Below are 18,974 nucleotides of genomic sequence, written 5' to 3' on the forward strand. Positions count from 1 at the left end.
ACACTAAAGACGCCCTTATTTTTTTAGTCGTGAATGTTTATATAGAAATCGTTTAAGTAGCTATTAAGTAAATAAGGTTCAAGTGGCTTTTTAAAATAGACAGTGAACCGATCAATCAATGTTATGACTAACGGCTTATTAGTTCAATCGTTATCCGCTGTTAATCGATAACGGCACAAAGTTAACCTTTAGTTTTTGCAGAGTAGGGCTAGGGGACACCCCCTTTACAGTTGTCGCCACCGCCACGCTAAGGCAACCCAATAGACCCGCTTCATTCTTTGTATTTATGGCGTGTAACTAATTTGTTACATGATGTCACAGCTTTAACTTGAAGAACTAATGAAAAACTGCTCAGAGTTACATAAGATACCGTGATAATAATATAGGGGACTATGATGAAAGTTAAGATGAAAGTTAAGATGAAAAAGAAATATTTGGCGGCCGTAATAGCCGCAAGTTTAACGTTATCCGCCTGCATGGCAACCACTGACGCTGACTCTAGCAATAGCGCGTCAATACCATCATCTGCAAATGAAGCCAATAAAGTCTTTAGCCAAAAATACTTATTCAAAAAATTAGCGAATGGTTTAAGTGTATTAGTGGTGAGAACTGACTATCCAGATCTTGTTTCCGTACAAATCCCCGTGTCAGTTGGTTCTCGCGATGAAGATGAAGTGGGTAAAACCGGCTTTGCACATTTCTTTGAGCATATGATGTTTAAAGGCTCAGAGAAATTTCCACAAGATGTTTATTCCGATTTATTTAAAAATGCCGGTGTTGATAATGGTGCTTACACAACCAACGATTACACCAATTATCATTTAGATTTTTCTAAAGCACATTTAGATAAAGTATTAGAAATTCAAGCGGATCACTTTAAAAACCTTAGCTACACAGCGGCACAATTTAAAACTGAAGCGTTAACGGTAAAAGGTGAATACTTAAAAAACAATGCTAGCCCAATTCGAAAGCTACTAGCGGCTGTGCGAAAAGAAGCATTTGAAAGTCATACCTATAAACATACCACCATGGGCTTCTTTGAAGATGTAGAAGCAATGCCTGAGCAAATGGCTTATGGTGAAAAGTTCTTTAATCAGTTTTATAAGCCTGAATATGTTTCTATAGTGATTGTTGGTGATGTTGAGCCACAAGCCACAATGGCTATGGTAGAAAAACATTGGGGCAGTTGGCAAAAAGGTGATTTTGTTAATGAAATCGCGCCAGAGCCAAAGCAAACAGCAGCAAAGTATGTTCATGAACAGTTTGATGATTTACCGGGTCATTGGTTATTAGTTTCTTATAAAGGCTCTGATTGGCAACCGAAGGAAAAAGATCGCGCCGCTTTAGATTTAATTGCTGAATTGTACTTTTCAAAAAACTCAGCATTGTATCAAGAGCTAGTGGTAGATAAGCAGTTGGCGAGCAAAATGTTTAACTACAATCCTGAAACAAAAGATGCTGGCTTACGTCATGTATTCATCAAAGTGAATGAAGAAAAAGATTTAGTGATTGTCCGTGATGCAGTGAATCGTACTTATGCGCAAGCTCGTACTGAGCTAGTTTCAGCCGAAAAGCTTGATAACTTAAAATCTAATTTAAAATATAGCTTTGTCAATAAGTTAGATTCTTCCGAGTCTATCGCTTCTACACTTGCCAGTTATATGCACTTTGATCGTGATCCAGAAACGATTAACCACCTATATAATAGCTTTGATAAAATTTCGGCTGAAGATATCAAAGACATCGCCAATCAATATTTTGTCGATGAAAACCGCACTACAGTGACGTTATCAGCATTAGATAAAATTGCTGGCTTTGCAGAAGAAGTTGACTTAAACGGCGCGGTGGCAAAAATCGAGATGAACAAGGCTCACCCTAGTGCGCCGCTGTTTTCGGTCTTAGATAAAACGAATGACTCGCCGTTGATTGATATTAACTTCCTGTTTTATACTGGTGCGGCAGCAGATCCAGTCGGTAAGAAAGGTGTGGCAGCATTGACTGCTCTCATGTTAACCCAAGGTGGTTCACAAACGCGTAGCTATAAAGACATTCAGCAAGGTCTATACCCTTTAGCCGGACAGTTTTCGTCTCAGCTAGATAAAGAAATGATGTCGTTTACCGGTCGTGTTCACAAAGACAATGCTTTGCTGTGGTATCAATTGATCAGTGATCAATTATTGAATCCGGGTTGGCGTGAAGAAGATTTTAAACGTCTGAAAAAAGAGTTAATTGAGGGCATTAAATCAGGGCTTAAATCTTCTAATGATGAAGAGTTAGGCAAAGAGGTGCTTTATAGCAAGTTGTATCAGGGCCATGTTTATGAAAACTATAATAATGGTGATTTGTCTGACTTAGCAGCACTCACCATTGAAGATGTTAAAACCTTCTACAGCACACAACTTACCCAAGCTAAATTACATTTGGGTATTACTGGCGCTATGCCGAGTGCTTTAAAAGCACAGTTAATCTCCGACTTAACGGCTTTACCTGTTGGTGATGAAAAACGCTTAACTATTGCCAAAGCACCGATTTTAAAAGGTCATCATGCGACAATTGTAGAAAAGAATGCGCAATCAACCGCTGTATCTTTTGGTTTTCCCATCGATACTATTCGCAGTGACAAAGATTGGGCCGCGCTTTGGTTAGTGCGTTCATATTTTGGTGAACACCGTAGCTCTAATAGCTACTTGTATCAACAAATACGTCAAGCACGTGGTATGAACTATGGTGATTATTCTTATATTGAATATTTTCCACGTGGTATGTATCAAACTAAGCCGGATGCAAACCTAGGCCGTTCAAGCCAAATTTTTCAAATTTGGTTACGTCCTTTACGTTCAAATAATGATGCGCATTTCGCCACACGTGCCGCTTTATATGAGTTGGACAAACTGATTGAAAATGGCATGAGCGAAAAAGACTTTCAGGCAACACGTAATTATTTAACTAACTATGCTCCGCAATTAGTGGCTAGCCAAGATCAGCAGTTAGGTTATGCACTTGATAGTGAGTTTTATCAAACAGAAGAGTTTGTTAAGTACGTACGTGGTGAGTTTGCCAAACTATCGTTAGCCGATGTCAATCGTGTTATTAAAGAGAACTTACAAACTGATGATATTCATTATGTTTTCATTTCAAGTGATGCTAAAGATATGAAGAAACGTTTGTTGTCTGAACAAGTATCACCGTTAACATATAACAGTGAAAAACCGGCCGAGCTTTTAGCTACCGATAAAATTATCGAAAGTTATAAGTTAGCGCTGCCGGCTAAAAATGTTGAAGTTATTGCGGTAGACAAGGTTTTTAAATAAGTATAGCGATAACTCAGTATTCATCTGACGGGTCTTCTCAGACTTTACTAAACACCACGTTTGCCGTGGTGTTTTTGTTTTTAATGCAGAATAAATGGCGTCAAAGTAAATGTCATTAATTTGTTGCCACAGCATTACCAAACAAGCTCGGCAATTATTCAATACCAAGATAAAATAAAAGGCTCGAACGGCCCAAAGATGAACTTGACTGAAGTTTTGTATTTTCTATACTTTAGCTGAGGTTATCACTAATAATCAGAGGCTATTCACTTGAAACCAATGTCTATTCATCTTGGCATTCCGGCTTTTAATATTGCGATACCAACGCGATGAAAAAAGTTCATGCCATGCTACCCATGTTAGTAATGCTAGTATTTATCTTGCATAGTGCAGCAAGCGTCTCACAAGAGCATAATTTTATTAGTTTAGTTTCACCTTATTTCCCTCCTTATACCTATGAACGGCAACGAGAAGTTGTTGGTATCGGACCTGATCTTATCAAGCGTGTTTTTGCTAATACCAATATTCGCTACAAAATAACCATGGTTGAAGATTATGGTGCGGCTGTACATGTGATGAAAGAAAAGCTGGCGGATGGTTTGTTTTTGGCTTCCCAAAACGCCGAACGAGATGCTATTGCACAGTTTACCCAACCTTTAATGATTAATAGGTGGAGTTGGTTTATGCTCAAGGGTTCTAAAGTTGATGTAAGGTCTGAAGTCTTCAAATCACAGGCGGGTATTGGCACGATAAAAGGCACTAATACTTCTCAATGGCTGAAAAAAAACGCCTACACTGTTATCGCCCAGCCCACGAATGCACAGGCTTTAGTTGGCATGTTAAAGTCACATCGTATTGATGCTGTATTTGTTGCTGATGCGGTATTTGAGCATGAATTAGACGTTAAAGTGTTGTCAAAATTTACCAAGGTGGTTGAGGTTGAAAAGCCGTTTGGCATATACATCAGCCATGATTATTTAAAAAAACATCCTGACGCACTTAAACAAATCAACAGTAGTATTAAATTACTCAGGCAGAAAATAAGTAGTGATGACTAAGTGGTGTTGGGAGCAGAATAAATGGGAATAAATAGGGTCAAAGAGAATTAAACGTAAATTTTCTTTGACCGCAATTAATTGATTTTTGTTTTTGCTAAGCGTTAGCTCTTGCCGCTTCAACAGTATTTTTTAATAGGCAAGCAATCGTCATTGGCCCTACGCCGCCGGGCACGGGTGTTATTGCACCACAAATCTTCTCAACGGCAGTAAAGTCAACATCACCAACAAGTTTAGCCTTGCCATTCTCATCTTCAATACGGTTAATGCCAACATCAATAACGGTTGCTCCTTTTTTAACCCAACTTGCTTTAACAAAGTTTGGACGCCCAACCGCGGCTATTAAAATATCCGCTTGTCGACAAATTTCAGCTAAATTCTTCGTGCGGGAGTGGGTAATAGTTACCGTACAGTGCTCTTGTAAAAGTAATAAAGCCACCGGCTTACCGACAATATTTGAACGGCCAATAACGACGGCATGCAGGCCTGATAAATCTTCACCTAAATGTTTTTTCGCCAAAATAATACAACCTTGTGGTGTACAAGGAACTAATGCGCCTTTTTCTCCATTGAGTAAACGGCCAGAGTTCAGGGCATGAAAGCCATCGACATCTTTATGAGGAGCTATAGCGGCAATGATGACACTTTCATCAATATGTTTAGGCAAGGGTAACTGCACTAAAATGCCATGTACGCTGTTATCATTATTTAATTGCTCAAGCTGCTCAAGCAATTGTGCCTGAGTAGTATCAATAGGCAATTTAATTTCACTTGAAATCATGCCAACTTCACGAGTTTGCTTAACCTTATTACGAACATAAATTTGACTAGCAGGATCTTCCCCCACCAAAACAACCGTTAAGCCTGGGGTAATGTTTTTGTCTTTTTTTAGTTGTGCAACTTCAATAGCCAGTGCTTTTCGTAAATCGACTGCTGCTTGTTTACCATCAATAATCATATGTTTTTTACTTTTTAAAATGTTAGAAGAATATAGTTACTGACCCCATAATTCAAAATTCAATAGTTAGTATTATTGAGTGGGGTCGAGGTATTTTTTTTCAGCGAACTTTTCCGCTAAAAAAGTTTGTAAGCCAGCTAATTGTTTATCGGAGAACCATTTTTTGTGTGCTTGGTAATAGTCTTTACTTTGGTAAACTTTGGCTAATATTTTATTAATATCGTTAATAATACGCTGACCCAACTGACTATTTGAACAATTAAAATGTGCAATAAGGTAAGGGGGCGCACCAGCAATGGTGTATTGCTCTAGCAGTGTTTTTTGTGCTTCATTTGGGGTGATATCTACAGGTAAGGCGAGGACAAAATCAACCCGTGATTTATATAACATCGACGCTAGCGCCACTACTCGCTGATTGCCGCCACGGTAATAGATATTTTCTGGATTTATTTGTTTTATTTGCTGGTCAAGAAAATTACCAAAAGAGACATCCTGGGCAACACCCATAGTTTGTGTCGGTAATGATTTAAAGACACTGGCAAGATTTTTGATTTCACCCTTGGTATTAAATAATTGACTAGGTAAAGCAGACTTTTGATTAAAGCGGTAAAGTTTATGGGTCAGGTAAAAGCTTTGTGGATCTGAAAAAAGTGAATATTCTCTACGCTCTGGTGTCTTCGCTCTATTGGCGACACAGACATCATCTTTAGTAATAAGCATTTGATTTATTCGAGGTGCTGTCACTCGCACTATTTGAACATCATATTGTGGTGATTTTTTCAATTGTTGAATGATTAAATTTTCAATATAAGAAGCGGTTGACGATTCAGCAGAATTTTTAGCTAATAGATCTATATTTTCAATCTTGTCTTCTACTAACCAAAGGATTTTTTTCTTGCTTACCTGCTCATGTATTGACTCACTTTGCGCCGTGGCACTATAAGTAACGCTGTAAAGAGCGCCAATAAAAACAGTAAAGCTAATGAATGAGGCTAGCATTGGTGGTGAGGGAAATAGCTTCAAGGAAAATGTCATCTGAGTAAAAATTCGGCTTATTCTAACTGTATTTTATTTAATAAAATAGCTTTCATCGCTGCAAAGCTATAAATATCACTCACAACCTAAACCACTCACGACCCGTAACCTGGATATAGAGCAGGAGCTCGCAAATAATTTCATGATTTCACCGCTACGGTAAGCATTCAATAATGTATCGGTTAACAAATAGGGTTATTTTACCCATTTAAAAAGCCCCTGCATATATATATGAGGAGCTTTTTATAAAGAGCTTTGTAAGCCGTATAACAGTTAAGTTATTGGCGGACAGCCTTGAACAAGCATAGCAACAGTGGCTGCAGATTTCACATTTTCGTAATATGAGCTAGCATCCGTTTCAGCGCTTGGCGTAATCACTAATCCTGACATCTCAGCGATTTGCTTAAGCGTAGCAAAAGACGTTTTGTCTGCCTCATAAGCCGCCAATGCGCTGGTTATTTGTCCACAAGAATAACTATTAGCCAAGCCTTTTGAATAAGCACTTTGCAACTCTGTTGCGCTTTGGCATGCTGATAATACGACGATCATTAACACTGAAAGTAAATATTTCATAGTTAATTACTCTGTAATTGGCAACAGAGTGATTTCTACTCTTCTATTAAGCTCTTTACCCGCCTTAGTCGCATTACTGGCTACTGGCTGAGTTTCACCAAAGCCAATTCTCTCTATTCTATCAGTGATAACACCAGCACCAATTAGATAGGTAGAAACTGACTGCGCACGACGTTCAGACAAACGTTGATTAAGTGCATTCGAGCCTGAGCTATCTGTATGGCCAGCTATCACTATCAAGGTTTTGTCGAATTCTTGTAACACTAAAACAACTGAATCTAATACCGATAAAAAGCTTTGTTCAATATTAGTATTACCGGAAGCAAAGGTAATATTGCTCGGCATAATAAGGTTGATGTTATCTCCGTCACGCTCAACGCTAACGCCTGAACCACGTAATTGTTTTCTTAATTTAGCTTCTTGGCTATCCATGTAGAAACCAATGCCACCACCAATCGCAGCGCCACCGACTGCCGCTTGTAAAATTCTACGATTTCTTTTACTAATATCGTCTTCATTTTTGTTGGCTAAATAGGCAGCTACTGCGGCCACACTAGCACCAATACCAGCGCCTTTGGCGGTATTACTGACTTTTTCCTCACCAGTATATGGGTCAAAAGTCGAACAGCCGGTTAGGGCAAGACACGTCATTAGCGGGATAGTAAATAATTTCATTTTTTTTCCTTAAAAAGTGTTTTATGAGTTTGGGGTTTGAATATGGTGTTTTAGCATAACTGCCATTATATTTTTAACGCTAGCTTTTTCATATTCATCGCCCATACTTTTTGGTAACAGAGTAGAGAATAAATAGTAAACAGACTTTAAATTATGGGCAAAGCTAACGGTATAAAGGTAACAGTATGTAGTAAAACCGCGATTATAGGTGTCTGGACTTGTCCATGTCCAGATGTATTTATCTTTTAATTATTATGACAAGGGCTATGGCTTCTTGGGACGGATAACCGTTTTCGTACAGCTTTTAGTTGTTTGATCGTATCACAATTATTCATTTTTATTAAATTGAATAATTGTGATAATAAATGATGTGAAAAATGACATCAGAGTAAACTAAATAAATAGTCTATGATGCTATTTTAAGCGGGAAGGCAATAGTAAAACTTGAAGTTAATACTGAAATAGCACCTAAATATTAGCTACATTCTTGATGATTAATAGAGAATTTCATTGCCTGAAATATAGTCAGATTAACGCTTAAGTTATACTTCACAGTGCCGATACTTTTTATATAAGCTTTGATAAATAGAGGTAGATATTATGAGCGCACCAATTAACACGAATACTTCATTTAACCAAGAGGTTCGATCCTTAGCAAAATCCCCTGATAAAAAAGATAATGAACCCATGGGGCAGCAAGTCTCTAAATATGCCCATAATAAAAAATCGGTAGAAGTACAAGAGCCGATTGCGGTCAGCCAGAAAAAACAACTTAATGCAGCCATTATAGAATCTTCGCTGAAATTCAGTAAAACACTCGGCGATAAGCCGCTGTCACTGCTGTTAAAAACCGCCTTGCAAGGAATAAATGAAGCCCTTAAAGAACGAAACGTTGAGAGCAGCGTTGAGGACGCTTATGAGTCGGGCATTGATTTTAGCCCCGAAGCGACGGCAGAGCGTATTGTTGCTTTTAGCACGCAGTTTTTGGCCTCTTATCGGGAGCAAAATCCACAAATGGACGAAGAGCAATCGTTAACTGCCTTTGTTGATATTATTCGTGGCGGCATAGAGCAAGGTTTTACAGAAGCCAAGGATATACTCGGAGGTTTCAAAGTATTAGCGGGAGATATTGCCAGTAATATTGATAAAACTTACGAGTTGGTTCAACAGGGATTACAGTCTTTTGTCGACTCTTTTAGTAAGAATGAGGAAGAGTAAACTAGCTTCTTCTTAAATAATGGCCATTTATAAAGGTTAGTTTGTAGAAAAACCCTAATTTTAGATAAAAAGGCGAACCAGCAATGGTTCGCCTTTTTTAATGCTAGCAAGCGCCATTCAATTCAAGTTGTCTTTTTTATCGGCATTGTTGACCTAAGACGATGGAAAGCTTAATGTCACCCTAGCGTGATAAATAGACAGTCGTTCAATAAATCACCGTTCATTTTTGACAAAAACTGATGGTCATTTGTATTTGATGGCCTAAAAACTGACGGCTTTATCGGCAAGTGAATATTGGCTGGTAAATTTTATTATTAACCTAAACATAACAATAAAGGCTTCATTTATCGGCGGTAAACATTAGTTTATCGCAATAACATAAGCTAAGAATATGATTTTAAAATATTTTAAAATATTTTAAAATATTTTAAAATATGTTCATGTAACAGATAAGGTACAACGACTAATGAGTAGTGCAATAAGTCCTCACTTAGTGAAATTTACCAAGCAAATATTAAGTTTAGTTCCTTATGCCAGCAACGACAGACTAGAATACCTTGTTCAAAAACTATTACCTGAAGAAGGTACCGGTCAACATCTGGCCGTTAAAAATGAAATAAAAAAACTTGCTCAACAAGCAACTAAATCGATTGATTTACGGTTGTTTTTTAGCGATTGTGAGATGGTTAAACACAATAAAATAAGCCATTATCTTGATTCCGCAGGTAAAGTGTTTTTCGAGCAAAAATTAGTGGCATACCAAAATATTTACACCATAGCGATTTATCATGAAGTTATTGAAAATGCTCAAGAGAGAGTCGCTAAGAAAGCGATAAATAAAAATAACAATACACACGAAAATAGCCATAGCAGTAAAAATGCCACCTTTAAAATAGATAAAACTGAACCGAAACCCTTAGTGAATAAAAACCGAATAATTCATGAAATAAAGAGCCTTAACTCTTCTTGTAAAGTCTTTCTTAATCCAATTATGGGCATGACATCGAAAGGAAAGAAAGCCGTTGGTATAACGGCTAGTATTGAAAAAATGAATAACAGAAAAGTTATCATTAGGACGTTAAATAAAATAGAGCATATTAAATCTAACAAAGTGTATTTATGGTTATATGACCATCATAAAGAAATAGATTTTGATAAAGAACTCGAACTGGGCTTTGAGATAATTGATAGTCAAAGCTCGTCAGTAAATAATAACTTTGAATACCTGTTGAAATTCTCACTGCCGTTAACAGATAAACAAATGCGCGTGTTGTTTTTTCATTATTTAATGCAAAAAAAGCGAGCCATAATAGGTCCTACTGATCTATTTATTAAACCATTATTTGACTCGATCACCTCTAAAGGTTATGAGCAGTTATATTTAAATAAAACCCATGATATTCCACTACTTTGCTATAAAAATAATAATACTTGGCAGGTAAAAGTAGCGATGAAAACTTCAGGTAATGATAACTTATGGAGTTTTTTTAGCGATAGACAACAAAACTTTCATTTACCGGTATTACTTGGCCATAAAGATATTCAACATGCCTTAAACAAACAAAATACCGTGGCTAAGTATGCATTCATACTGAAGTCTAGTTATAAAGAAACGTTTAGCTATGCACTTATTTGGTATGACGAATTTGTTAATGATAAAAGTGTTAAAGCGGTTTTTAATCGTTATTTCAAAAACGGCCTATTTAGAGTGATTAAAATATCGTCATCCTTTATTAATGCTAAAGAAGATGCGTATGTACCATCAGCACTACCTTGTCATGTTCATCCTAAAATGGCGGTATTAAATAGGGCTACCCCTAAAGCGGCTGTAGAGGTGATTAATAACTGCGATCACATGGTAACAGTCTCAGATATAACCAGTTTATACGAAACTATATATCAACCAATACAGGGTAATTTGACTGAATTTGACCGCCTGTTACCTAAACGCTACCAACTTAGTGCTATTGATGAACTTGCTGAAATTGAAATAGTAACCGCTGAAAATGATGAATTAAGAAGTGAAGATCGTTTTGTCTTATCGTTTAAAATGGCGATAACACGCAGTAATAATGTCTTGGTAAATATTCCAGGTGAAACTCAAAATATTTCTATTCAGGGCTTATTAGTAAACCTGGCCCAAGAAACAAAATTCAGAGCCGGTGAAGAAATCGAAATTGAACTAACGGTACCTTTTACTGAGCAAGAACGTCGGCTTAAAAAACAAAAATATATTGTTCTGGGTTATGACGGTCATGGCGCAGTTCGGTTATTAATGAACGCCATTGAAAGTAAACATCAGGCATGTCGAGCCATAAGAAAGTATTTATATCAGCACATTGATAACATTGAAGCGTGTGGCAAACAGGGCAGTCGCATTTATGGCCTGCAAAAAGCGATGAGAAATATATATGCTCATAATCATTTCTCTATTCCTTTCTATTTAAAAGCCACTAAGCATCAACAATATATTAATGCAGCAAGCTTTAGTGGTAACTCAGCACTTAAAAATATTATTTATAAAAATGAGAGCAGTGAAGATATTATTCTCAACTTATTGAGTAATAAGAAATTTAGAGAATCATGTTTATCAATCATTGCGGCTCTTGCTTACCAAAATTTACCCGCACGTGCTTTCTATATTCTTGTTTTACCAAAAGATAAAGATCAAAATGAAAAAGAAGAGTACTCATTCTGGTATCGTGATTTAGCGGTATTAAAGAAATCCTCACAATTACAAGCATATACCAATAAGCTCTCTAATCTTGGTCAGCCAGCAATTTTAAAGATTGAATTAAAAAGAAGTAATAAAACTCAGAATATGCATTATCGTGACGAGATCAGTTATTTAAAGAGTTTGGACAAAAATCTGGCTCATGATCTTGAAGTGCAATTAGAAAACACTATTGGCATAGGAGAAGTGACTGATTTAACTGACATCGCAATTGAGATGATCAGCAATGCTAATTTAACTACTGCAACACTAAAAAAATTAAGTTACGTATAACACTCACAGAAGGCTTAATAAGGCCAGCCAATAAACGTGCTTGAAGTCACGCTTAAATTTTGTGCCAACTTACCCAGCGTAAATCTCGGAGCATGTCCTATACCGAATAAAAGTTTAGGGCTGAACAGCTCAGCCTGGCAATGCTTTTAGTCGGCAACATCCTCAATATCGCCACGCATGACTGGATAACCAAAATTCATCCAACCAAAAATGCCATCTTGCAAAGCAAAGTTTGGGTCATCACCATTTTTGTTGATAACGTATTGCTGAGGTGTTGGCAGCGCTCTAAGTATGCTTTTTTGTTCTTGAGCACTTCAAAGCGACGGCAATGCCAACCGATAATAAGATAGCAATTAATTGATTTTACGGCACTAAAAAAAAGTAAAATCTGAATTCTGCATATTGCCATCGTTTCAGTATATAATAGTGCCCGCTTTCGAAAAGACTTGTGATGCAGCGCACATAAATCTTAATGTCGAGGGCTTGCGTTGTGAGGAAACTTAGACGTAGAACACATTGGTTTAACAAGCCCCCGATTAGCAAGAACCCCGAGTAGTATGGCATGCAGATATTAGAAAAAGATTATCAAATTAACAGCGTCAATAAAGCTATTAACGCAGGGGGAAACTCCATTATTGCGTTACCTACGGGGGGCGGTAAGAGTATATGTATACTTAAATTGTGCCAAGCATTATCCGATAAAAAAGTCGTGATAAGTCTACGTAATGCTGCCTTGATCCCACAATTATTAAATACGCTTACCTCTAATGGTCTGTCTGTTAGCGTGGTCAAATCTGGCTACGAGTATATAGCTGGTGGTGATGTGACTTTAGTGATGGAGCAGTCATTTGCTCGAAGAAAGTACCTAAATATAGAATGTGATGTACTGCTACGTGATGAATATCATGTCGGCTGTATGGGTGGTGTTTATATCGCTATGCGTGAAGAGCTAGCTCCTGACTTGATCATAGGCCTTACTGCTACACCCATTGATAGGTTAGGCGTTTATATTGATAAGTCGATGATATTGATTGAAGAGACTACCACTAAGCAACTGATTGACTTAGGTGAATTAGCCAAGCCTGTTTACAAAGTTCCTAGCCTATCTCAAGAGATAGATTATAGTGCCGTCAAAATGTACCGAGGTGACTTTAGTGCCTCTGGATTAGACTGTATATTACTGGAGCATTGCTCCTTAGTTGCCCAGCAGACCGTTGATGATGCACTATCTCATGGTCGCAAGGTGATGCTGTTTGCTAACTCGATAAAACATGTCGAGGCGTTATCTGAGGCTTTTGATTTGCTCGGTGTTCAACATGAGTTTGTTCACTCTCAGCGCTCGGGTAGTGATAATGATGAAAGCATACGTAGATACAAGTCAAACGAGGTTAGGCTAATCATCAATATGTCTATGCTGACCATTGGCTTTGATGACCCTACTACCGATTGCGTGGTGTTAGCGCGACCTACCAAGATATTAAGATTGTATTTACAGATTATCGGTAGGTGTTTACGTGCCTCAAAGGGTAAGGCTAATGCGTTAATTCTGGATTTAGCTCAATGTATCTCGACTCATGGTTTTGCCGAAGACTATAGAGACTTTACCCGTAAAACGGCTAAGTCGGCCGCTATCATGTCTGAGCGATTGAGTGTGACCAATATCGCTCAGTTTGTCGATGGCGAGTTCAGTTACCATGAATCAATAGAGCGTAAACTTGTCAAAAGAAAGCCATCGATTATCCGTAAAGCACCTCGACCTACGTTAGTTACCAATAAGGATCTAGTTGATAGTACAGCGAAGAAGCGGGCTGCATCGTTAGCCAGACTTAACCCTAGGATGGAAAAACTAGTCAGCACCATAGAGTTGGTTAATATCGTCTATGAACAGCAAGACGAAAGTAGCAAGATGCTTGATGAGCTCGATATGGTTAAGTTAGTTGCCCTGATAGGATTCGCTTATAGTGATGCCTTAGTTGATAGCTGCATTAAGTTAGTTGAGGATCAACACGCTCATAACAAATCAATTAGAGGTTTACTGCTCAGGGTTAGCAATTTGATAACCGCAATAGCGAGGAAAGACTTAGCAATAGCCTAGGTAGCAAATAATCATTGATAACAACAGAGGCTTTGGCAGGTAAAGCCTCTTTGGTTGTTGTGGTCATCGCGAGGCCAAGTAGAGAATAAAATACCAAATCATGGCGTAATCAGTCAAAATAAGAATTCTGCTTAACCATTATGATCTTAAGGTTAAGGTCACTAATACTATGCCATGATCGGTACTTTCGCCATCACGCGCGAAGATAGGATTAATTAAATGTCGGTCGTAAGTATCATAGCCACTGACTTGATAAAGACTGTCGTGATAACTGGCATCAAATTCACATGACAATAAGATGTAATCGAGTACCGAGCTAGTACCGCCAAAATAATGTGTTGGTGTCCGCGGTACTTTTTCTGCTCGACTTACTGCTTGCTTAGTATTAGCTGCATTAGGTTCATCAGCTTCGTTCACTTCTTTAGCCAGCGACCGTTGCCATAAATCCCAAGCATCATTTAAACAATATTTAGCCAGATAGGCATCGCGATCAATGTGGGAGACAAAACGTAAAGTATTGGTCAGTAAATGATTTAACACACCATCCGTTAAGTTATTATTAAAATCGCCCATTAATACCATGGGCTGACCGGTAGTCTCTCGCCGCTCTATCATCTCAATCATTAATAACGTCGCTTCACTGCCACGTTGTATGGTTGAGCCCCAACCTCCGGCCACTTGTGCTTTTAGGCTGTCAATAATGGTTTTTTCTGCCGAGGAACTTTGCTGTTGTTGATCAAGTGCAATCATTGAACGCTTAGATTTAAAATGCACCACATAACAATCACAATTACCTAGATGAGGTACTGCAACCGTCGCTCTGATTATTTTTCGGCTAAAAGAAAAGTCACTGCTCAAACCTAATGTTTGGGCAAGGTCAGCATTAGGACGTACCGCATCAACCTCTACAATAGGATAACGAGAGGCAATGGCGACCACAGGACATCGATAAATAAAATCATCAATAACCTCGGGTTGATCAACCACGGCAAAATAATTATAGCCTTGCGCGGTCAGCAATTCTTTTAATGACTCGGTACTAAACACTTCTTGAAAACCAATAATGTCAGGCTGATATTCACGTAAATAATCCGCTATCCATTTTTGTTTTTTATGCCATTGCTCGGCACTATAAATACGCTCAAACTCATAATAAGCATTGGGTGGCTCAAGGTAATTAAACAAATTGAAGGTGGCAATTTTAAGTTGCGTATCTACTGAGGCGGCTAATGTATCTGCTATAACGATAAGGTTAAATTCCTTTATTCACTGTCGGCTATACGAATTGAGGCTTTAATTATTTTAACTTCGGCTGTGGTTTTACCACGTCTACTGCCTAAGGCTTCAATTTTAGCTAAACTACCTTCTTCATCGTTAACCACTTTACCAAAAACAGTATGTTTGCCATCTAAAAAAGGTGTTGCTTTAAAGGTAATAAAAAATTGACTGCCATCAGTACCTGGGCCTGAATTCGCCATGCTTAACATGCCAGCTTCGCTATGATCTGCCGTACCTTCAAATTCGCCATCATATTTATAACCTGGGTTACCTGAGCCACTGCCTAAAGGATCACCGCCTTGCGCCATAAATCCTGGAATTACCCGATGAAAAATCAACTCATCATAGAAACCAAGCTTAGTTAAGTAAATGGTACTGGAAACATGCATGGGTGCTGAATCTGTTAATAGTTTGATGGTGAGGTTACCCTGGTTTGTTTGCAGCTCCCAAAAATAATCTTTGCCTTGGGTAAAGGTAAGTAATGGCGGTTTAGTTAATTGGGTTTTCCAACTTGGATCTGTTTTATCTATAGCTTGGTGAGTAATAAAACTCTCGGCTTGTTTTATTGCCGCATCGCCGCCACTACAAGCCGAGAGGGTGATTATTAAAAAAAGGCTAGCAATTATTTTATTGTTATTCTTCATATAAAAGGTCTTATGGTGTTATTTTAAGGGGTGAAAGTATTTTAACTTATCGGGTGTTGTCAGATGTTATCAGCTATCAAGTTGCAGGTAACAGTATTCCCATGATTTTTTTATGGCGGTGTTTTTACTGAGCAAAGCTGGCGTTATTCACTTTTCCTGCTGCCATCATCGCGACATCCAATAAAGCAATAGTCTAAGCAAATCATTTAGCCAGCAGCAACTCTACCAAGTTTATTGACGATATCGGCAGTTATTGGCAATGATTTAGGCTATATGTGCCAATATAAGTCACTATATTAAATAACGTTAGCAAGAATGTTTTGATTAGATTAAAATAGCTATAATGGTTAACCCCTATGTTAGCTTTTATGTTTGGCCCAGCGATAGATGTTAATACACTATTCTCAGGGTCTTAGGTGGGCGTTATTGATGAAGCCCAGGCAATGCTTAACAGGCAAATAAATACAATGATGTTGTTAAGATAAAACGTCAATAAGAGGTCGTGGTAAATCTATGGATTATTTTGAACAGTTAGGTGTAGCTAGAAATGCAACGACGGTCGAGATCAAAAAAGCCTATCGAAAACTCGCTAATCAATATCACCCAGATAAAAATACTAGCACTGAGGATGGCGAGAAATTCCAATTAATTCAAAAGGCCTATGAGGCTATTTCGGATCCTAAAAAGCGTACTTTGTATTTGAAAAGTAACTATACCGTTATAGCAGATCCCCGAGTGGTAGCAGATTCTTTTTGGCATAATGCCTTGAGTTAAGCGTTAAGTTAAACGCCAAGCGAACTTATCACTTATAAAGCAGACAATACTCTCACGTATAAAACATGTAATTAGGAAATAACCTTGCACATTGAAAAATACATACCTGATTATTTAACTGATGATTTTTCTATGTATTTAGAAAATATGACCTCGTTAACTGATCCTGAAAACCCTGAATTATTATCAACATATTTAGCTAATTTATTTACACCGTTAAATTCTACGCCGTTATTATTTAGTGGCATGGTTGATCAATTAGCCATGGCTATCACCACAAAAATTAAAATTGATAATAAAAACTTAGCGTTACTTGGCTTAATGGATGAACCTTCTTGGGCGGAGGTAAAGCCATTCGTTGGTGTACATACTGATGCCAGAGCCTGTATTACTGAACTGATGGAACATGCCGAACAGGAGTTGAAAATTGCTGTTTTACTTATTCATTTTTATAAGTGCTACGATGCCACGCCTTTAAAAGCTGCCCCAGACAATTATGAAAAAGTCGATGATTATGCATCGGATGATTTTGATGAGAACTACTAGTAGATTTACCTTCTAAGGAATAACCGTGACAAAAAATGCATTAACTCTGGCTACCGATATTATCGAAATAGCACAACAAAGCGGTAGACGCGCAGGTACTTCATTAGAGGCAATTGCTTCTGAAGAAGGTGATGAAAAAATGATGGCAGTGTTAAGCGAAATGGATATTTTAACCGTCGCTAAAATTGTCAGAGAACACGATGCCACCATTCCTTCTATCGCTACTTGGTTAATGGATGCCGAGTCTATTAAGCAGTTATTAAATGTTGAGCCCTCTTATTGGCAAAATATGGATGAAGACCATGTGTTTTGTGCGCAAACAGAAGCACAGAGTTTATTATCACAAATTTTTCTTTCTTCAGACGATGAAGAAAAACAGCTAGAAGTATTAAAAGCCATTGTTGAAGATGACTTTGGCCTATTATATTTGTCTCTGCCATTTGTTGGTCATGATTTTTCGGAACTCGAAGAAGACGAAGAGCAAGTATCAGGCAGTATTGAAGAGCTGTTAATGAAAATCAAATCCCTCGATGAAGATTCCTACCGTGAAGTTATGGTGGTTAGTAGCAATGGTACGTTAGACAATGTTGAAAAAGCGTTGAAAGATAATGCTAATAAACAAAGAGTGACATCAGTAGCAATAGATACCGATGACATGTTTGCACCACTTTGATGGGCAAAAAACTATTACCATAGCCTTAATCAACAGCTTACTATAACTAGGATTCATTAATGAGAATTGCAGAGTTAAGAAACCATCCTTTTCTACTTTTAGTGTTAAAAGACGGAGAAAATGACGGCTATTTTTCTTCAGAGTTTATCCATAAGAGCAAACAACAATTAGTCGACATGTCTTTGCGCATCGCCTCGGATAATTTATCGATAATTTATGCGGATCAAATTAAAAAAGGCTGTGAAATCGTTCTCGGTATTACCAATTTAGGTTTGTTAGATCTGTGTGATAACGATGCCGACAAAGCAAAAGAGATCATCAAAACTCAAGGCATTGTTTATTGCTTTAGAGCAGGTTGGGCTAAATATGGCCAATTAAAGCAAGTATCACCAGCATTTTTTGAAGGTATTTCGATCAGCAGTTATGCCTTAGCAATTAACGATACCGCTGACATTAGGCTTATGCATAACAATTTTTTGAAGGAAAGCTATAAAAGTGCCAAGCTATTAGATGTGTATAAAAGCATTGCCGCGCGCTATAGTGCTAATGCCCTGCTGATTGAAAATGATGAAAATATACTGATATTTGAGTTACAACGTTTTCTTAATTCCGCGCTTGCCTTATTACTGATCGATACTGATAAAAAAGTGTTTACTAGCTCTTTATATCAAACGTTTAACACTTACCTGATCAGTACAGAGAAAGACTTACTGCTGGAGAAGTTGGCGACTTGTATAGTAAAACTGACCGAGCAACTGTCGATACCCACTAGAAATTACTTGCAAGAAATTGAGTTATTAGACTTTACTGAATTTAAGAGCATCATTGATCAAAAAACTGATATCTCTATTTTTATTCAAGAAATATTAGAACTTCCTATAACCCTAGCGGCCGAATTGAATGATGACTTTGAGGGCGGCTATGATTTTCATAGTGACGATGAAGATGATATCGCTTATTTAAGGCCAGATGTAGAAGAAAACCCATAACATTATTGTGGTTTTAGGTAAGTGAGTAAGTAAGTACCAGTAAATGCAAGTTTATTCATTTATGTGTTTGTTAAAGCCGACTTGGTGTTTTTCTATGGGCTAGCCAAGTCAGCCATTCCCCCTTTTCATGCAGTCATCCCTCA

General features: G+C 37.8%; 15 protein-coding genes. 9 read left to right on the forward strand and 6 right to left on the reverse strand.

The features are described from left to right. Positions 1 to 419 precede the first annotated feature (419 nt). Positions 420 to 3,311: a M16 family metallopeptidase gene (locus tag CMT41_RS05135; RefSeq protein ID WP_058028143.1), complete on the forward strand. Its 2,892-nt coding sequence runs from the start codon at positions 420 to 422 to the stop codon at positions 3,309 to 3,311. A 329-nt stretch (positions 3,312 to 3,640) separates the two neighbouring features. Further along, complete coding sequence (locus CMT41_RS05140; protein WP_058026547.1) at positions 3,641 to 4,369, forward strand: substrate-binding periplasmic protein; 729 nt, start codon at positions 3,641 to 3,643, stop codon at positions 4,367 to 4,369. 94 nt (positions 4,370 to 4,463) lie between these two features. Here the strand turns inward: CMT41_RS05140 and folD are convergent, their stop codons facing one another. The 4 genes from folD to CMT41_RS05160 all read right to left on the reverse strand — a co-directional run bounded on the left by folD (position 4,464) and on the right by CMT41_RS05160 (position 7,607). Further along, positions 4,464 to 5,324: a bifunctional methylenetetrahydrofolate dehydrogenase/methenyltetrahydrofolate cyclohydrolase FolD gene (gene folD, locus CMT41_RS05145; RefSeq protein WP_057180110.1), complete on the reverse strand. Its 861-nt coding sequence runs from the start codon at positions 5,322 to 5,324 to the stop codon at positions 4,464 to 4,466. 72 nt (positions 5,325 to 5,396) lie between these two features. Next, positions 5,397 to 6,359, reverse strand: coding sequence for a transporter substrate-binding domain-containing protein (locus CMT41_RS05150; RefSeq protein WP_232300019.1), 963 nt, complete (start codon positions 6,357 to 6,359; stop codon positions 5,397 to 5,399). Between the two features lie 273 nt (positions 6,360 to 6,632). After that, positions 6,633 to 6,932, reverse strand: a complete 300-nt coding sequence (locus CMT41_RS05155) for a hypothetical protein (protein ID WP_058026549.1) — start codon at positions 6,930 to 6,932, stop codon at positions 6,633 to 6,635. Between the two features lie 6 nt (positions 6,933 to 6,938). Further along, the gene (locus CMT41_RS05160; protein ID WP_058026550.1) at positions 6,939 to 7,607 is read right to left on the reverse strand and encodes an OmpA family protein; all 669 of its coding nucleotides are present in this window, start codon (positions 7,605 to 7,607) and stop codon (positions 6,939 to 6,941) included. Positions 7,608 to 8,207: 600 nt separating this feature from the next. Here CMT41_RS05160 and CMT41_RS05165 point away from each other — a divergent pair. The 3 genes from CMT41_RS05165 (at position 8,208) to CMT41_RS05175 (ending at position 13,927) form a co-directional block, all read left to right on the forward strand. Next, entirely contained in the window at positions 8,208 to 8,825 is a 618-nt protein-coding gene (locus CMT41_RS05165; RefSeq protein WP_058026551.1) for a DUF5610 domain-containing protein, read from the forward strand. A gap of 466 nt (positions 8,826 to 9,291) precedes the next feature. Next, positions 9,292 to 11,832, forward strand: a complete 2,541-nt coding sequence (locus tag CMT41_RS05170; protein ID WP_058026552.1) for a PilZ domain-containing protein — start codon at positions 9,292 to 9,294, stop codon at positions 11,830 to 11,832. Between the two features lie 562 nt (positions 11,833 to 12,394). Beyond that, positions 12,395 to 13,927: a DEAD/DEAH box helicase gene (locus CMT41_RS05175; protein ID WP_058026553.1), complete on the forward strand. Its 1,533-nt coding sequence runs from the start codon at positions 12,395 to 12,397 to the stop codon at positions 13,925 to 13,927. A gap of 138 nt (positions 13,928 to 14,065) precedes the next feature. Here the strand turns inward: CMT41_RS05175 and CMT41_RS05180 are convergent, their stop codons facing one another. Both CMT41_RS05180 and CMT41_RS05185 read right to left on the reverse strand, forming a co-directional pair. After that, positions 14,066 to 15,112: an endonuclease/exonuclease/phosphatase family protein gene (locus tag CMT41_RS05180; protein WP_058026554.1), complete on the reverse strand. Its 1,047-nt coding sequence runs from the start codon at positions 15,110 to 15,112 to the stop codon at positions 14,066 to 14,068. Between the two features lie 77 nt (positions 15,113 to 15,189). Further along, positions 15,190 to 15,849, reverse strand: coding sequence for a peptidylprolyl isomerase (locus CMT41_RS05185; RefSeq protein ID WP_058026555.1), 660 nt, complete (start codon positions 15,847 to 15,849; stop codon positions 15,190 to 15,192). Positions 15,850 to 16,362: 513 nt separating this feature from the next. Here CMT41_RS05185 and CMT41_RS05190 point away from each other — a divergent pair. The 4 genes from CMT41_RS05190 to CMT41_RS05205 all read left to right on the forward strand — a co-directional run bounded on the left by CMT41_RS05190 (position 16,363) and on the right by CMT41_RS05205 (position 18,831). Further along, positions 16,363 to 16,623 carry a DnaJ domain-containing protein gene (locus tag CMT41_RS05190; RefSeq protein ID WP_057180119.1) on the forward strand — a complete coding sequence of 87 codons (261 nt, stop codon included), beginning with the start codon at positions 16,363 to 16,365 and terminating at the stop codon, positions 16,621 to 16,623. An 84-nt stretch (positions 16,624 to 16,707) separates the two neighbouring features. Next, positions 16,708 to 17,169: a hypothetical protein gene (locus CMT41_RS05195; protein WP_197410253.1), complete on the forward strand. Its 462-nt coding sequence runs from the start codon at positions 16,708 to 16,710 to the stop codon at positions 17,167 to 17,169. A gap of 25 nt (positions 17,170 to 17,194) precedes the next feature. Continuing rightward, a complete protein-coding gene (locus tag CMT41_RS05200; protein WP_057180120.1) occupies positions 17,195 to 17,842 on the forward strand; it encodes a hypothetical protein in 648 nt (215 codons plus the stop codon). A gap of 59 nt (positions 17,843 to 17,901) precedes the next feature. Then, a complete protein-coding gene (locus tag CMT41_RS05205) occupies positions 17,902 to 18,831 on the forward strand; it encodes a hypothetical protein (protein ID WP_057180121.1) in 930 nt (309 codons plus the stop codon). Positions 18,832 to 18,974: the final 143 nt, after the last annotated feature.

The sequence above is a fragment of the Colwellia sp. MT41 genome, from assembly GCF_001444365.1.
GTDB classification, from domain to species: Bacteria; Pseudomonadota; Gammaproteobacteria; order Enterobacterales; family Alteromonadaceae; genus Colwellia; species Colwellia marinimaniae.

Coding starts and splice junctions, on each gene's coding strand:
- CMT41_RS05135 (WP_058028143.1), top strand. CDS start 420: ATGAAAAAGAAATATTTGGCGGCCGTAATAGCCGCAAGTTTAACGTTA.
- CMT41_RS05140 (WP_058026547.1), top strand. CDS start 3,641: ATGAAAAAAGTTCATGCCATGCTACCCATGTTAGTAATGCTAGTATTT.
- folD (WP_057180110.1), bottom strand. CDS start 5,324: ATGATTATTGATGGTAAACAAGCAGCAGTCGATTTACGAAAAGCACTG.
- CMT41_RS05150 (WP_232300019.1), bottom strand. CDS start 6,359: ATGACATTTTCCTTGAAGCTATTTCCCTCACCACCAATGCTAGCCTCA.
- CMT41_RS05155 (WP_058026549.1), bottom strand. CDS start 6,932: ATGAAATATTTACTTTCAGTGTTAATGATCGTCGTATTATCAGCATGC.
- CMT41_RS05160 (WP_058026550.1), bottom strand. CDS start 7,607: ATGAAATTATTTACTATCCCGCTAATGACGTGTCTTGCCCTAACCGGC.
- CMT41_RS05165 (WP_058026551.1), top strand. CDS start 8,208: ATGAGCGCACCAATTAACACGAATACTTCATTTAACCAAGAGGTTCGA.
- CMT41_RS05170 (WP_058026552.1), top strand. CDS start 9,292: ATGAGTAGTGCAATAAGTCCTCACTTAGTGAAATTTACCAAGCAAATA.
- CMT41_RS05175 (WP_058026553.1), top strand. CDS start 12,395: ATGCAGATATTAGAAAAAGATTATCAAATTAACAGCGTCAATAAAGCT.
- CMT41_RS05185 (WP_058026555.1), bottom strand. CDS start 15,849: ATGAAGAATAACAATAAAATAATTGCTAGCCTTTTTTTAATAATCACC.
- CMT41_RS05190 (WP_057180119.1), top strand. CDS start 16,363: ATGGATTATTTTGAACAGTTAGGTGTAGCTAGAAATGCAACGACGGTC.
- CMT41_RS05205 (WP_057180121.1), top strand. CDS start 17,902: ATGAGAATTGCAGAGTTAAGAAACCATCCTTTTCTACTTTTAGTGTTA.